Raw genomic sequence first — 15,361 nt, 5'->3', positions numbered from 1 at the left:
ATCTGGTTAATAAAGAATAAATGTTAGCGTATTTTGAATATAGTCAATTAACTATTGAAGATAAAAAGAAGCTGGTATTACGTAACTCTGATTCAGATCACAAGATTCAAAAACAAGTTGAGGAAATCATTGCTGAAGTAAGAGAGAACGGAGATCGGGCATTGATATCCTATGCTGAAAAATTCGATAAGGTTTCATTGAAATCTTTAATAATTGATGAAGACGAAATTAATCAGCAAGCAGAGACAGTAGATCGTAATCAGAAAAGAGCGTTAGAAATTGCGTTTAATAATATCTATATGTTTCACCGTTATCAATTGACTAAAGAGAAACAGGTTGAAACTACAAACGGTGTAAGCTGCTGGCGAGAAAATAGGCCTATTGAACGGGTTGGACTTTATATTCCTGGTGGAACAGCTGTTTTGCCTAGTACATTCTTAATGTTGGCTGTTCCAGCACGTATAGCAGGTTGTAAAGAAATAGTAGTTTGTTCGCCTCCGCAGCCGGATGGTAAAATAAATCCCTACATCGCTTATTGTGCACAGCTATTAAAAATAGATACGATTTATAGTGCAGGAGGGGCACAAGCAATTGCAGCTATGGCCTATGGTACAGAAAGTATTCCTAAAGTAGACAAGATATTTGGGCCAGGAAATCAATACGTTACACAAGCAAAAACGCTGGTACAATTGAATGCCAATACAGCTATTGATATACCTGCCGGACCTTCAGAAGTAATAGTTATCGGTGATGATACAAGTAACCCGGCCTTTGTTGCTGCCGATTTACTTGCTCAGGCAGAACACGGTAAAGACAGTCAGGCTGTTTTATTAAGTACCAGTAAAACTCTTATTGAACAGGTTCAGCAAGAGCTGAGGGAACAGATAGAGGTTTTGCCTCGTGCAGAGATTGCTAAAAAAGCCATTGAAAACTCTTATAGTATATTGTTTGATTCTAAACAGGATCTTATGATATTTTGTAATGATTATGCTCCTGAGCATCTTATTGTATCAGTAGATGAGCCGGAAGCTTATAGCAGGATGATAATGAATGCCGGCTCTGTATTTTATGGTCATTTAACTCCTGAAAGTGCGGGAGATTATGCATCTGGAACTAATCATACTTTGCCAACAAGTGCGCATGCGAAGGCTTATTCGGGAGTTTCGGTTGATTCCTTTATTAAGAAAATTACCTTTCAACAAATTAATGAAGATGGAATCCTTAACTTAGGTCCTACGATAGAAATACTTGCCGAGATCGAAGGTTTACAAGCACACAAGAATGCAGTTAGCATACGATTAAAACATTTACAATCAAAGAATAAATAACATGTCTAATTTTAATATTCAGTCGATTCTTAGAGAAAATATAAAGAATCTCACTCCTTATTCAAGTGCCAGACATGAGTTTAAGGGGAAGGCATCTGTTTTCTTAGATGCAAATGAAAATGCTTACGGATCTCCTCTCGATAAAAACTTTAATCGTTACCCTGATCCTTTACAAATTAGTGTAAAAGAGGCAATCAGTAAAATTAAAGGAGTTCCTGTGGCCAATACTTTTTTAGGTAATGGCAGTGATGAAGCTATTGATATTCTTATTCGTGCATTTTGCAATCCTCAGCATGATAATATCCTAATCCTACCTCCTACTTATGGGATGTATGAAGTGGCAGCGGCGATTAATGATGTTGAAGTTAAGCATGTTAATCTGAATTCAGAATACCAACTGGATTTAGAAGCAATTGCAGAAACAATTGATGAACATACTCGCATTATCTTTGTATGTTCTCCTAATAATCCGACGGGGAATTCAATTTATAGAGAGGACATAGAAACGCTGTTAGCGAATTTTAACGGATTGGTTGTAGTAGATGAGGCATATATCAATTACTCACGTCAGAAATCTTTTATTCAAGAACTTACAGAGTATGGAAACCTGGTTGTTCTTCAAACTTTATCAAAGGCTTGGGGTTTAGCTGGTTTACGTGTAGGAATAGCTTTTGCAAGTGAAGAGATTATAGAGGTATTTAATAAAATAAAGCCGCCTTATAATATCAATCAATCTTCTCAGGAACTAGCACTTGAAGGCCTTCAGCAAGTTGATATGGTTAATAAATGGATTTTGGAAACTACATTGGAACGAGACAGGCTGATTGAAAAGTTAGCTGAGCTTACTTTTGTGGAGAAGATATATCCTTCAGATGCTAATTTTATTTTAGTGAAAACTAAAGATGCTATTTCCATTTACAACCATTTGGCTGATCATGAAATAATTGTTCGTGATCGTTCTAAAGTCTCATTATGTGAAGGTTGTTTACGAATTACTATTGGAACACCGGCAGAGAACGATTTATTGCTTGAGTCTTTAAATAATTACAAATAACATGTCAGAAAGTACACTTAGAAGTCAGGCTTATAAATTATTGTTCATTGATCGTGATGGAACGTTAATCAAAGAACCTGAAGATGAGCAAATTGATAGCTTTGAAAAATTAACCTTTTACCCTGAAGCTATTCAATATCTTTCCCGTATTGCGAAAGAACTTGATTTTAAATTAGTTTTAGTAAGTAATCAGGATGGTTTAGGTTCTGATTCTTATCCTGAAGAAACATTTCATCCTGTTCACGACTTTATCATAAATACATTAAAAGGAGAAGGTATTAACTTTATTGCAGAACACATTGATAAAACTTTTCCTCATGAAAATGCTCCTACCCGTAAACCTGGAACAGCTTTACTTACTGAGTATTTTAATTCCGAATTGTATGATCTAAAACATTCATTCGTTATTGGGGATAGGGTAAACGATGTGAAATTAGCACAGAATTTAGGAGCAAAGGCTATTTGGTTAAACAATAACCCTGCGCTTGGTATTAATGAGAATTTAGAGATTGACCCAGCTACGGTAGCTATTGAAACAGGTTCTTGGCGAGCTATTTACGAATTCTTGAAGTTAGGAAAGAGAAAAGTAAAACATACTAGAAAGACAAACGAAACTGATATTGAAATTGAATTGGATTTAGACGGTTCAGGAAAGTCTGATATATCAACCGGAATTGCATTTTTTAATCATATGCTTGATCAATTAGCACGTCATGGAGGAGTTAATTTAAAGATTTCGACTAAAGGCGATTTACATATTGATGAGCACCATACTATTGAAGATACAGGTATTGCTTTGGGAGAAGCTTTTTTAGAGGCACTGCAAGATAAGCGAGGTTTAGCTCGTTATGGATTCTGTTTACCAATGGACGACTGCCTGGCCCAGGTTGCAATTGATTTTGGTGGAAGAAGCTGGCTAGTATGGGATGCAGAATTTAAACGTGAAAAGATTGGAGAAATGCCTACTGAGATGTTCTATCATTTCTTTAAATCATTCTCAGATGCTGCTAAATGTAATCTCAATATTAAAGCAGAGGGTCAAAATGAGCATCATAAGATTGAAGCTATTTTTAAAGCTTTCGCAAAATCAATAAAGATGGCTATTAAACGAGATGCAGATAATATGCAATTACCAAGTACCAAGGGCTTATTATAATTAATAAAGTGAAAAAACATTCTTCTATAGGAATTGTTAATTACGGGGCTGGGAATATTTTCTCATTGACTGCAGCTTTAAAGCGGCAAGGATTGAGATATGGAATGGTTAATAGACCTGAAGAGCTTGATAATTACGATCGAATAATTATTCCCGGTGTTGGGCATGCTGCTAAGGCAATGGGGAAATTAAAAGCAAGTGGAATGATTGATTCTATCCTGCAATTGAAGAAGCCTGTGTTGGGCATTTGTTTAGGTATGCAGCTTTTGACTGATTATTCAGAAGAGGGAAATGTTGATTTACTTAAATTGATTCCTTTGCGGACTCTTAATTTTGAAGGAAGAATTGATTTAAAGGTTCCACATATGGGCTGGAATACCATAAAACAGGTGAATGAATCAGAATTAATGAAAGGTATTCCTCAAGAAACATACTTTTATTTTGTACACTCGTTTTATATTGAATATAATCCTAAATTTACCGTCGCTTCTTGCAACTATGGAATTTCATTCTCTGCTATAGTACAGAATAATAATTTCTATGGTGTACAGTTTCACCCCGAGAAATCAGGAGATGCAGGAGAATTAATACTTAAGAATTTTTCAACAATATAACCAATCAGGAGCATAACATGTATATCATACCGGCTATAGATATTTTAGACAAAAAAGTTGTTCGTTTACGAGAGGGTAATTATAAAGACGTAACATCCTATGATGTTAGCCTTGAAGAGATGATTGAGAAGTACCAGGCAAATGGTACCGAAATTATTCACATCATTGATTTAAATGGTGCTAAAGGAGATTTTACAAATCAACAACATCTTTTTGATATTGTAAAGAAAGTAGATATGAAGATTCAATATGGCGGTGGAATCCGTAGTATTGATATGGTAAAGAAACTAACCGATGAAGGTGTTTTTAGAGTTATTGTAGGAACCCAGGCAGTTACTAATCCAAGTTTTCTAGACGAACTGAGTGAGCTAAAATGTTCAGATCAGGTTATAATTGCTATCGATGTATTAGATGAAGTTATTAAATATTCAGGGTGGATGGAAAGTTCTCCTGTGAAATTAATCGATTACATAGATCGTTGCCTATCGCTTGGTTTTTTCCGTTTTCTATGTACAGATATTAATAAGGATGGTAAATTGGGAGGTGCAGGAATCGAATTGTATAAGAAATTACTGGATCACTCCCCTATTATCAAACTCATCGCTTCTGGCGGTATAAGCTCTATGGATGATGTGAGAGAACTTGCTCAGTTAAGAGTTGAATCTACTGTTGTAGGGAAAGCCATTTATGAGAACCGAATTAGCATTGAAGAAATAAAAGAATGGAACCTACGTTCACTGATAAAATTTTAAATTCCTCTACTCTTGCCAAGCGCATCATTCCTTGTTTAGATGTTAAAGATGGCCGTACTGTTAAAGGTGTTAATTTTATAAATTTACGAGATGCCGGAGATCCGGTAGAATTGGCCTGGCAATATTCTCAGCAATGTGCCGATGAACTCGTGTTTTTGGATATTTCTGCTACGAATGAAGGGAGAAAAACTACGCTTGACTTGGTAAAGGCTGTAGCTGAGCAGATTAATATTCCTTTTACGATCGGTGGAGGAATATCTGAAATAGCGGATGCCGATGCTTTGTTGAATGCTGGTGCTGATAAAATATCAATCAATTCTGCTGCTGTTCGAAATCCTGATCTAATTAAGCAATTAGCAGATGCATTTGGAAAGCAGTTTGTTGTGGTTGCTGTAGATACCCGATTTATTGATGGGCAGAATTATGTTCATTTAAATGGTGGAAGGTTAAAAACAGATTGGGAAACCTTTAAATGGGTTAAAAGAGCTGAGGAACTAGGAGCTGGAGAAATTCTACTCACTTCTATGGATTATGATGGCACCAAAAATGGATTTGATTGCGATTTACTAAGTGAAATTAACTTAAATCTTACTATTCCTCTTATAGCATCCGGTGGCGCTGGCAATATGCAGCACTTTACAGATGTATTCCAAAAAGCAAATGTGGATGCCGCATTAGCTGCTTCGGTTTTTCATTATGGAGAAATAAGTATTCCCGACTTAAAGAAAGAATTAAAAAGAAATGGAATCTGTACAAGATAAAAAGAAGAATAAAAAAGAAATCATGATTGATTTTAGTAAAAATAATGGACTAGTTCCTGTAATTATACAGCATTTTCAAACGCTAGAAGTTCTTATGTTAGGCTATATGAATGCTGAAGCCTGGGAGCTTACTCAAAAAGATAAAAGGGTAACTTTTTTCTCCCGTTCTAAAAATAGATTATGGACTAAGGGTGAAGAGAGTGGGAATTTTCTTGAAGTTAAATCTACGCATATAGATTGTGATAATGATACCCTGTTGATTAAAGCAAAACCCGAAGGGCCTACTTGCCACACAGGATCACGCAGTTGCTTTAATACTGAGTATAATCAGAATTTCTTATTTGAGCTGGAGCAAATTGTTAGTCAGCGCTATGAATTCCCAAGCGAGGAATCGTATGTAAATAAGTTAAGGAAAAAAGGAGTAACTAAGATTGCACAAAAAGTTGGTGAAGAAGCTGTTGAAACGGTAATTGCAGCATTGAGAGAAACTGATAAGGATTTCATCAATGAGTCGTCCGATTTATTGTTCCATTTATTGGTTTTATTACAGGAAAAAAAGATTTCACTTAAAAAGATTGCAAAGAACTTAGAAAGCAGACATAAATAACCAATATCTTCGTAAAGTATATTTTTACGAAAAAGATTATTGCTATGTTGAAGCTTTCCGTGCAGTTAGATGCCATTTTAAGTGGGCATCAAAATCCCATATATACTGTTGAAAATGGTGCTAAGCCTAATCAGCTATTAACAGCTGGAAACGACAAGGGTATTGTACTTTGGGATTTAGATAAAATGACTTTCGATAAGGTACTCTTACCTGTTGAGTCTTCCGTATATGCACTTCATTATATTCCTTCCTTAAACTTTCTTGCCATTGGAGAGCGAAGCGGTAAAATAAATATCTTCAGCTTTGATTCTCATGAAGTAATTGAAACATTGTTATTTCATGCTAAACCGGTCTTTGATCTTAAATTTTTGGCGAGCAAGAATGAATTAATTGCCTCTTCTGAAGACGGCACAGTTAGTGTATGGTGCTTGAAGACCTATAAAAAAGTTCATCACCTTGATATTTCCAATCAAACAGTGCGTGTAATTGCGATAGATCCTACGGAAGCAACCATTGCCTTTGGGACCAAAGATGCGAGAATTTATATTTATGATGCGCATGACTACAGCTTTAAATATCTTTTAAAGGATCATACCATGCCAATAACTTCTTTGTGCTTTTCTCCTGATGGAAAATACTTCTTATCCGGAGGGCGCGATGCTAAACTCAATATTTATCTTACTTCTGATTTTTCAAGAATAGAGCACATAACAGCGCATATGTATACTGTTTACAGCATTGCCTATCATCCTACCCTACCTGTTTTCGCAACAGGTAGTCGCGACAAAAGTATTAAACTATGGGATGCAAACGATTTTAAGCTTTTAAAAACGGTTAGTTTTGAAAAAGGATACGATGCCCATAAGCTTTCTATTAATAAAATAGTATGGAATAGTAATGCTAATCAGTTAATATCTGTCGGAGACGAGAAGTTGGCTTTCGTTTGGAGTGTAGGGCTTAATAATGAGCCAGCCTCTTAATGATTCTAAGCTTGTGTGTGTATTTCTGTTCTTCTAAAGAAAATATTCCGTTTTCATCTATTTTGTCGACTTTCACTTTACCTGATGAGTGAATAATTTCTGAATCGTTAAGTAGAATTCCGACGTGAACAATTTTACCGTCTTCGCTATCAAAGAATGCCAGATCGCCCGGAAGTGTTTTTTGTAAGAAATCAATAGTTTTTCCTTCACCTGCTTGCTGATATGCATCTCTTGGAATTTTTACACCAAAGTGCTTATATACTATTTGCGTAAATCCGGAACAATCGATGCCAAACATGCTGCGTCCACCCCATAAATAAGGTGCATTAATATAGAACCTTGCAACTTCTTCTATTTCTTTGGTGATATTACGTGCATCTGGATTTATGGAAAGCCCTAAAAACATATATTCGGTTTCACCAATGGTAAATAAACCATCTTCCTGTAATAATGGAAGTGTGCTTCCTGGTAATATATGTAACATCTCGTCATGCCCTAATCTCATCAAGATACCATGCGAAGAAAGATCTGAAACAGCTTGTACATGATGCGTTATCTCTTTGTATAAATCAAAATTTACAGGCGTGATTTGTTTAGTGTCTACCCAACCTTCATAATTATCGTGGGCTAATTTTATTAATGACCAAGACTGCTGCTCATCTAAAATTTCAAAACAGTCGCCAAATAAAACCTCGGAAGTCATTTCACTTTTATGTGAAGGTTCTGCACGCAGAGGTATTAGGGATAAACTGCAAATTCCATATTGTGTCATAAATCTATTTTGAGGGCAAATATAAAACTACTATTTAAAACCCGATTAATCATTATTTGTTATCTTTAAAATAAAAACTAAAGTTATGGCTGCTATTAATAATTTTCAAAGAATCCTGATTGCTATCGATGATTCTCCTTATTCTGAAAAGGCTGCTCAATATGGTTTTCATTTAGCGCGTCTTATGGATGCACATGTTGCCTTATTAAATGTGATGGATCCGCCCTCTTCTACTTATTCAGGAGATCCCCTTTTAGGTCAGCAACCTTTGGTTATGCCTGAAATAATAGATATGCAAGAGGAAACTTCAAAATCTGTATTGGAGCGTTACGGATCTATTTGGGATAGTGATAAAGAGCTTGTTACTTTTAGCAAAGTTGGAAATCCAAGAGTTGAAATTTTAGCAACAGCCAATGAATGGAATGCTGATCTTATTATTTTAGGAACACATGGAAGGACTGGTTTCGATCATTTCATTTCAGGAAGTGTTGCTGAAGGAGTGGCACGACGTTCTATATGTCCGGTTCTTATTGTGCCTAACAAAACAGACCAATAATAAGGAATTACAGGTCTGTTTTATTAAGTTTTGTATTTATTTATTCAGCGTGTAAGAATGCTTTCTTTGCAAGCAGTTCTTCTTCTGTTTCACGTCTATCTTCGTCATCAACGCAGCAGTCAACAGGACATACAGCTGCACATTGAGGTTCATCATGAAACCCAACACATTCTGTACATTTGTCGGGAACTATATAATACACTTCATCTGAAATGGCAGCTTGAAGTTCGTCGGCATCGGCTGTTTTTCCACCACCGAAATCAATCATTCCGGTTAATGATGTACCATCTGAGTAACGCCAAGATTCACCTGCATCGTAGATTGCATTATTTGGACATTCAGGTTCACAAGCCCCACAGTTAATACATTCGTCTGTAATTATAATTGCCATTATTATTTGAAATATTGTTTAAATATTATATTTTATCCTAAATAGAAAACGTTTCTAATGCGTGGAATAAGTTTCCTACTTTTGTAGACAAATATAAAGTATTCTTAAGACATTCAAGTAAAAAACACATATTTTGACAAGTAATCAACGCATTGAGGCATTTGTAAATCTTGGATCTCAGTTATCTAATGAAATTCAAACATTCTCCGAAGGAACTCAAACGCTAAATGAAATAATTCAATCGTCTCAGTTTCAAAACCCTTGGTTTACACCTGGCAATGTTGAGCAGGCTTTGCAAGCAAATCTTGCACTTTTAAATCTGGTGGATTTGAGAGCATGGATTGAACCCTATTCAAAGTATTTCCAAAATGATAGTGATAAAACGGTTGGTTTAATATTGGCTGGAAATATTCCTATGGTAGGCTTTCATGATGTATTATCGTGTTTAATAGCAGGATTTAATGTCCAGGTTAAGGCTTCGGCCGATGATAAACTTCTTATTCCCTATTTATTAAAAAGGTTAATAGAAATCGAACCCGCTTTTAAAGCTAAAATCAACTTGGTAGATCGCCTGTCAAATTTTGATCTGGTGATTGCAACCGGCAGCAATAACAGTTCACGCTATTTTGATTATTACTTTAAAAAGACTCCTCATATAATCAGAAAGAACAGAAATTCAGTAGCTATTATCACAGGTAAGGAAACTAAGAGTGATTTAGGGAAATTAGGGCATGATTTATTTGACTATTTTGGTTTGGGATGTCGGAATGTTTCCAAGATATTCTTTCCAAAGAATTATAATTATTCTTTGTTTTTTGAAGCAATAGAGTCATTTTCATCCATCAGTAATCATTATAAATACAATAATAATTATGAATATAATAAGGCCATTTATTTAGTGAACGGAGATAAACATCTTGATAATGGCTTCTTATTATTAAAAGCAGATACCCGTTTTGCCTCCCCTCTTGGTGTTGTTTATTTTGAAGAGTATGACTTGTTCAGTTTCGTAGAAACTCATTTAGAGGAGAATAAAGATAGTATCCAATGCGTTGTATGTGAAGAAGCTATTCAGGGATCAAATTCAATGCAAGATTTGGAAATTCCCTTGACAGGCTTTGGTACAAGTCAGTTACCTGGTTTAGTTGATTATGCTGATGGTGTAAATATTTTAGATTTTTTAAAGGCCAATAGCTAGTTTATGGTTAACTTTGAAGATATGTACATCATTAAAGTAAAAGGCGTTGCAAAAATTCCAGACTATGTTCAATTACGTGATGATGAATTTACTTTATTGGCCTATTTTCGGGTAGATAGACCTGATAAATCATTAGATAAGGTTGGTTTAGGCTCCAAAAAGGATGTTATCATGAAATTAGTTAGTGACATTCCTTTTGGTAAAATAACAAAATTAGAACTTTAAAATGGATCAAAACGTAGTAATAACATTAAAGAATGTTGATATATATCAGCCGAAACATTTAGTATTATCCAATGTAAACCTCCAGATCCAATCGGGTGAATTCGTTTATTTAATAGGTCAGACCGGTTCAGGTAAAAGTAGTTTGTTAAAGGTGATTTACGGAGAACTTCCTATTGGAGCTGGCGAGGGAATGGTTGCTGGCTTCGATTTAAAAAAGCTGAATGAGCGCGATATTCCTTTCCTGAGAAGGAAGTTAGGAATCGTTTTTCAGGACTTTCATCTTTTAACAGACCGTACTATTGAAAAGAATTTAGAATTCGTTATGCGGGCTACCGGATGGGAAGATAAGAAACTTATGAACGATCGGATGTTGGATGTGCTTGAAAAGGTTGGTTTGCGTTCTAAGCTAAAAAAGATGACACATGAGTTATCAGGAGGAGAGCAACAACGTGTTGTAATTGCCCGGGCTCTTTTAAATAACCCTGACGTTATTTTAGCCGATGAGCCTACTGGTAACCTTGACCCTGATACATCCGAAGAGATTGTTCTTCTTTTACGTGAAATTAGTCGTTCTGGAACTGCCATTTTGATGGCCACACATGATTATCAGATTATCAAAAATCTACCATCTCGAATAATCAAGACACAAACTGGTTCATTATTGGATAATATCAGCCTATAATTATCCTAATTTTACGTCAACTGGTTAGACATTTATGTTTTTGACTGACATGTTGACGCAGAAGCACAATTGGCAAAACAATTGTTGAAGTTTAGTTTATGCTATTTTAATAGAATAGTATGGATTAGAGTTATTAAATAAAAGTGAATTAATTAATTATTCAAATGAAAAATAAACATCCTGAGGGACATTTGGAGAATACTAACCCTGAAGAACATTTGGAAAATAAAAAGATTATTGACGAATTAGAATCAGTAAATGAAGCTCGTTTACATAGTAAAGATGATTCGCACCTGAATGAAGCAGATCAAGCCGATGATTTATCGCCAGAAATATTATTGAAAGCTGAGTTAAAAGAAGCGAATGATAAATATCTGCGTTTATATGCAGAATTTGATAATTATAAAAGGCGTACTTCTAAAGAGCGTATTGAACTTTTACAAACTGCAGGAAAAGAAGTTATCGGTGATCTTTTATCAACTTTAGATGATTTCGATCGTGCCTTAAAAGCGATGGAATTAAGTGATAGTGTTGATTCTATAAAAGAAGGCGTTACGCTGGTTTCTCAAAAATTAAAAAAGACCCTTCAACAAAAAGGCCTTAAGGAAATGGAATCTATTAATCAACCTTTTGATGCCGAAATTCATGAGGCAATAACTAATATTCCTGCTCCTACAGATGATTTAAAAGGTAAAGTACTAGACGAAATAGAGAAGGGTTACTACCTGAACGATAAGGTACTTCGTTATGCAAAAGTAGTTGTAGGCAGTTAGTATAAAAAGATGTCAAAGAGAGATTATTACGATATATTAGGGGTTGCTCGTGCTGCGGATCAAGCAGAAATTAAATCAGCTTACCGAAAACTAGCAATCAAGTTTCATCCGGATAAAAACCCGGATGATCCGAAAGCCGAAGATAAATTTAAAGAAGCTGCAGAAGCTTATGAAATATTAAGCAATCCGGAAAAACGTAAACGCTATGATCAGTTTGGCCATGCAGGCGCAAACGCTAATGGAAGAGGCGGCTATGGTGGAGAAATGAATATGGAAGATATCTTCAGTCAGTTTGGAGATATCTTTGGCGGTGATGGGGGCAGTCCTTTCGAAAGTTTCTTTGGAGGATCTCGTTCACGTGGTGGCGGTCGTCGCGTTATTCGTGGAAGTAATTTACGAATCAAAGTAAAACTTACTCTTGAAGAAATAGCGAAAGGTGTAGAAAAGAAAATCAAGGTTAATAAGAACGTTGTTTGTAAAACTTGTGATGGTTCTGGTGCAAAAGATAAATCTTCTTTTCATACTTGTTCAACTTGCTCAGGAACAGGATCTGTTAGGCGAGTTACCAATACTATTTTAGGCCAAATGCAAACTACCAGCACCTGCCCTACATGTAATGGCGAGGGTGTTGAAATTACTGCTAAATGTTCAGAATGTCATGGTGAAGGTTTAACCAAAGGTGAAGAAACAATTACCATAAATATTCCTGCAGGTGTAAGCGAAGGCATTCAACTTTCTATGAGTGGTAAAGGGAACGCTGCTCCTCGGGGAGGTATTCCCGGTGATCTGATAATTCTTATTGAGGAAATTCCTCATGAAGTTTTAAAGCGTGATGGAATTAACATTATTTATGACCTGCATGTAAGTTTTGTAGATGCAGCATTGGGAACAACATCTGAGATACCTACCATTGATGGAAAGGCAAAAATAAAGATTGAACCAGGTACACAAGGAGGCAAAATCCTTCGACTAAAAGGTAAAGGTATACCAGAGGTTAATTCTTATATTAAAGGTGATCAATTAGTTTATATCAACATTTGGACGCCAAAAGCATTATCCAAGGAAGAAAGAGCTCAGTTAGAAAATTTGCGTGAGTCTTCTAACTTTAAGCCTCAGCCTGGTAAAAACGAAAAAAGCTTTTTTGAACGCATGAAAGAGTATTTCGAATAAAAATATAAATAAAAAGCTTAACTGAACGTTAGGCTTTTTTTATACGTAACAAAATAACCTCTATTGAATCTAATCCAATAAACCCCATCTGGATGCTAGAAGTAAAAGACATCGTTAAGCAATATGCAAAACATCTCGCATTAGATCATGTATCGTTCACGATAAAGAAAGGAAGTATATTTGGCCTTCTGGGTCCTAATGGAGCTGGAAAAACATCTTTAATTCGTATTATCAACCAAATTACAGCACCCGATCATGGTGAGATCTTATTTAATGGAGAAGCATTAAGCGAAAAACATATATCTCGAATTGGCTATCTGCCCGAAGAACGCGGTCTTTATAAAAAAATGCTGATTGGAGAACAGATGCTTTACCTTGCCCAACTAAAGGGATTAAGCAAAGCAGATGCTACAGAAAGAATAAAGCACTGGTTTGAGAAGATGGAAATGGAAACCTGGTGGAATAAACGGGTAGAAGATTTAAGTAAAGGAATGCAGCAAAAAGTGCAATTTGTTGCTACAGTTATCCATCAGCCTGAATTAATTATTCTGGATGAACCGTTTACAGGTTTTGATCCTGTAAATGTAGATGTGATTAAAAATGAAATTATAGACCTGAATAAGAAAGGAGCAACTATCATTTTTTCTACACATCGGATGGAATCTGTTGAAGAACTATGTGATTCGATTGTACTTATCAATAAATCAAAAAAGATATTAGATGGCAAGGTTTCTGAAATCAAGAATGCCTATAGAAAACATCAATATCTAATAAAATATAGCAATAAAGGAATACAGCTTAAAAATCCGGAAGGGTATGAATTGTTTCAGGTTTTAGATACCCAAGAATATGAAGAAGGAAATAAAGCAACCATCGAATTATTGAATGGCCATCATATTAATGATGCTTTAGCCCATCTGATAAATCAGGTTCAGCTCCAGGAGCTTATTGAAATTATTCCTAGTATTCATGATATATTTGTAAAACAGGTTAAAGAGAACTAATGAAGAAAATATTTCTTATCATCAAACGTGAGTACCTAAGTCGGGTTAAAAAGAAATCGTTTTTAATCATTACTTTTTTGGTCCCTCTATTGTTTCTCGGAATGTGGGGTGGTGTAATAGCCCTATCTATACAAGATTCTGGATCTTCATCAACAGTTTATGTAATTGATAATAGCAATCTTATTATTAATGATTTAAAGGATACAGAGAGCCTTTCATTTGAAAAGGCTACCCGTTCTGCAAATGAAGAGAAAAGTTATCTGCAAGAAAACCAGTTTCTGTTAGTGATCCCTGAAAATATTTTAGAGTCTCAAAAATTAGACCTTCTCTCCTCTCAAAAAGCAAGTATTTTTGTTCAGGGCGAAATAAGTAATCAAGTAGATAATATCTTACGTAAGATATTATTAAACAATGCAGGAATTGATATTCAGACCTTAGATAGCATTCAGCCTAAGGTAAAAGTAACATCGCTTGAAATAACAGAACAAGGAGAGCAAGAATCAAATGCTGGTGTTGCTATGGGAATCGGGATGTTTGCATCCATTATGATCTATTTAACTTTGTTTATTTACGGTGCGCAGGTTATGCGAGGCGTTATTGAAGAAAAAAATAATCGCGTTGTAGAAATTATCATATCTTCAGTCAAGCCCTTCCAATTAATGCTAGGTAAAATAGTAGGTATCGGCTTGGTTGGTTTAACCCAGTTTCTTTTATGGATCGTTTTATCGGGTACACTTCTGACAGTAGGAGGATTAATTATGGCAAGCCAGATGCCCGATGCTTTTTCTCCAGAAGAGCTAAGTTCTATTTCATCATCTGTTCCCAATTCAGCAGCATTTGCTCAACAAAATAGCTTGTTGGGTGATGTACAAGGAACGCTGGCAGGTATTGACTTCCCTTATTTGATTAGCTGTTTTTTAATCTTCTTTATTGGAGGGTACTTACTCTATAGCGCCTTATTTGCTGCAGTAGGTTCTGCGGTTGATAACGAAACAGAAACTCAGCAATTTATGCTACCCATTACCATGCCCTTGCTTTTTACCTATGTAATGTCTTTTGGCGTACTTATTAAAGATCCACATGGTCCTTTGGCTTTTTGGCTAAGCATGATTCCCTTTACTTCACCCATCGCAATGATGGTACGCGTGCCATTTGGAGTCCCATTATGGCAATTATCCCTATCCATTATTTTACTGATAGCTGGTTTTATTTTAACAACATGGGTTGCTTCGCGTATTTATCGAGTAGGAATTTTAATGTATGGTAAAAAAGCAAGTTATAAAGAACTTATCAAATGGTTTAATTACCGTAAATAATAGGAATGATTAAAAGAGAAAA

18 protein-coding genes are annotated in these 15,361 nt (G+C 35.5%); 16 read left to right on the top strand and 2 right to left on the bottom strand.

The annotated features are described in order from the left end of the window. Nucleotides 1–20: 20 nt before the first annotated feature. Genes hisD through C8N28_RS01430 form a run of 8 tightly spaced genes read left to right on the top strand, consistent with a single transcriptional unit; the run spans nt 21 to nt 7,252 of the window. Nucleotides 21–1,328 (top strand): histidinol dehydrogenase, encoded by a 1,308-nt coding sequence (gene hisD, locus C8N28_RS01465; RefSeq protein ID WP_132220842.1) that lies wholly within the window; start codon nt 21–23, stop codon nt 1,326–1,328. A 1-nt stretch (nt 1,329) separates the two neighbouring features. After that, entirely contained in the window at nt 1,330–2,382 is a 1,053-nt protein-coding gene (gene hisC / locus C8N28_RS01460; RefSeq protein WP_132220840.1) for a histidinol-phosphate transaminase, read from the top strand. A 1-nt stretch (nt 2,383) separates the two neighbouring features. Beyond that, nucleotides 2,384–3,538, top strand: coding sequence for a bifunctional histidinol-phosphatase/imidazoleglycerol-phosphate dehydratase HisB (hisB, locus tag C8N28_RS01455; protein WP_132220837.1), 1,155 nt, complete (start codon nt 2,384–2,386; stop codon nt 3,536–3,538). A gap of 8 nt (nt 3,539–3,546) precedes the next feature. After that, nucleotides 3,547–4,152, top strand: coding sequence for an imidazole glycerol phosphate synthase subunit HisH (gene hisH / locus C8N28_RS01450; RefSeq protein ID WP_246012691.1), 606 nt, complete (start codon nt 3,547–3,549; stop codon nt 4,150–4,152). A gap of 17 nt (nt 4,153–4,169) precedes the next feature. Continuing rightward, nucleotides 4,170–4,904 (top strand): 1-(5-phosphoribosyl)-5-[(5-phosphoribosylamino)methylideneamino]imidazole-4-carboxamide isomerase, encoded by a 735-nt coding sequence (locus C8N28_RS01445; protein WP_132220835.1) that lies wholly within the window; start codon nt 4,170–4,172, stop codon nt 4,902–4,904. Beyond that, entirely contained in the window at nt 4,874–5,665 is a 792-nt protein-coding gene (gene hisF, locus C8N28_RS01440; RefSeq protein WP_132220833.1) for an imidazole glycerol phosphate synthase subunit HisF, read from the top strand. Before C8N28_RS01445 ends, hisF begins: the two co-directional genes overlap by 31 nt. Further along, a complete protein-coding gene (gene hisIE / locus C8N28_RS01435) occupies nt 5,646–6,272 on the top strand; it encodes a bifunctional phosphoribosyl-AMP cyclohydrolase/phosphoribosyl-ATP diphosphatase HisIE (RefSeq protein ID WP_132220831.1) in 627 nt (208 codons plus the stop codon). Before hisF ends, hisIE begins: the two co-directional genes overlap by 20 nt. Nucleotides 6,273–6,316: 44 nt before the next feature. Next, complete coding sequence (locus C8N28_RS01430) at nt 6,317–7,252, top strand: WD40 repeat domain-containing protein (protein ID WP_132220829.1); 936 nt, start codon at nt 6,317–6,319, stop codon at nt 7,250–7,252. On the opposite strand, the gene C8N28_RS01425 is transcribed toward C8N28_RS01430, so the two are convergent. Beyond that, the gene (locus C8N28_RS01425) at nt 7,230–8,024 is read right to left on the bottom strand and encodes a C40 family peptidase (protein ID WP_132220827.1); all 795 of its coding nucleotides are present in this window, start codon (nt 8,022–8,024) and stop codon (nt 7,230–7,232) included. The genes C8N28_RS01430 and C8N28_RS01425 overlap by 23 nt on opposite strands. 85 nt (nt 8,025–8,109) lie before the next feature. Here C8N28_RS01425 and C8N28_RS01420 point away from each other — a divergent pair, with 85 nt between their 5' ends. Continuing rightward, a complete protein-coding gene (locus C8N28_RS01420; RefSeq protein ID WP_132220825.1) occupies nt 8,110–8,580 on the top strand; it encodes a universal stress protein in 471 nt (156 codons plus the stop codon). Between the two features lie 40 nt (nt 8,581–8,620). Here the strand turns inward: C8N28_RS01420 and C8N28_RS01415 are convergent, their stop codons facing one another. Next, on the bottom strand, nt 8,621–8,971 hold the full coding sequence (locus C8N28_RS01415; RefSeq protein WP_132220823.1) for a 4Fe-4S dicluster domain-containing protein: 351 nt from the start codon (nt 8,969–8,971) through the stop codon (nt 8,621–8,623). A gap of 133 nt (nt 8,972–9,104) precedes the next feature. Between C8N28_RS01415 and C8N28_RS01410 the strand changes: the two genes are divergently transcribed. From C8N28_RS01410 to C8N28_RS01380, 7 genes are all read left to right on the top strand, one after another. Then, nucleotides 9,105–10,169: an acyl-CoA reductase gene (locus C8N28_RS01410; protein ID WP_132220821.1), complete on the top strand. Its 1,065-nt coding sequence runs from the start codon at nt 9,105–9,107 to the stop codon at nt 10,167–10,169. 21 nt (nt 10,170–10,190) lie between these two features. After that, nucleotides 10,191–10,394: a fructose-6-phosphate aldolase gene (locus C8N28_RS01405; RefSeq protein WP_132220819.1), complete on the top strand. Its 204-nt coding sequence runs from the start codon at nt 10,191–10,193 to the stop codon at nt 10,392–10,394. A gap of 1 nt (nt 10,395) precedes the next feature. Continuing rightward, complete coding sequence (locus C8N28_RS01400; protein ID WP_132220817.1) at nt 10,396–11,076, top strand: cell division ATP-binding protein FtsE; 681 nt, start codon at nt 10,396–10,398, stop codon at nt 11,074–11,076. A gap of 164 nt (nt 11,077–11,240) precedes the next feature. Continuing rightward, nucleotides 11,241–11,849 (top strand): nucleotide exchange factor GrpE, encoded by a 609-nt coding sequence (locus C8N28_RS01395; RefSeq protein WP_132220815.1) that lies wholly within the window; start codon nt 11,241–11,243, stop codon nt 11,847–11,849. A gap of 9 nt (nt 11,850–11,858) precedes the next feature. Further along, on the top strand, nt 11,859–13,019 hold the full coding sequence (dnaJ, locus tag C8N28_RS01390) for a molecular chaperone DnaJ (RefSeq protein WP_132220813.1): 1,161 nt from the start codon (nt 11,859–11,861) through the stop codon (nt 13,017–13,019). Nucleotides 13,020–13,111: 92 nt separating this feature from the next. Next, nucleotides 13,112–14,023: an ABC transporter ATP-binding protein gene (locus tag C8N28_RS01385; RefSeq protein WP_132220811.1), complete on the top strand. Its 912-nt coding sequence runs from the start codon at nt 13,112–13,114 to the stop codon at nt 14,021–14,023. Further along, nucleotides 14,023–15,339 carry an ABC transporter permease gene (locus C8N28_RS01380; protein WP_132220809.1) on the top strand — a complete coding sequence of 439 codons (1,317 nt, stop codon included), beginning with the start codon at nt 14,023–14,025 and terminating at the stop codon, nt 15,337–15,339. The genes C8N28_RS01385 and C8N28_RS01380 overlap by 1 nt, the downstream gene beginning before the upstream one ends. The last annotated feature ends 22 nt before the right edge of the window (nt 15,340–15,361 follow it).

Source organism: Albibacterium bauzanense (genome assembly GCF_004339765.1).
GTDB lineage: Bacteria > Bacteroidota > Bacteroidia > Sphingobacteriales > Sphingobacteriaceae > Albibacterium > Albibacterium bauzanense.
This window is presented reverse-complemented; position numbering and strand designations above follow the sequence as displayed.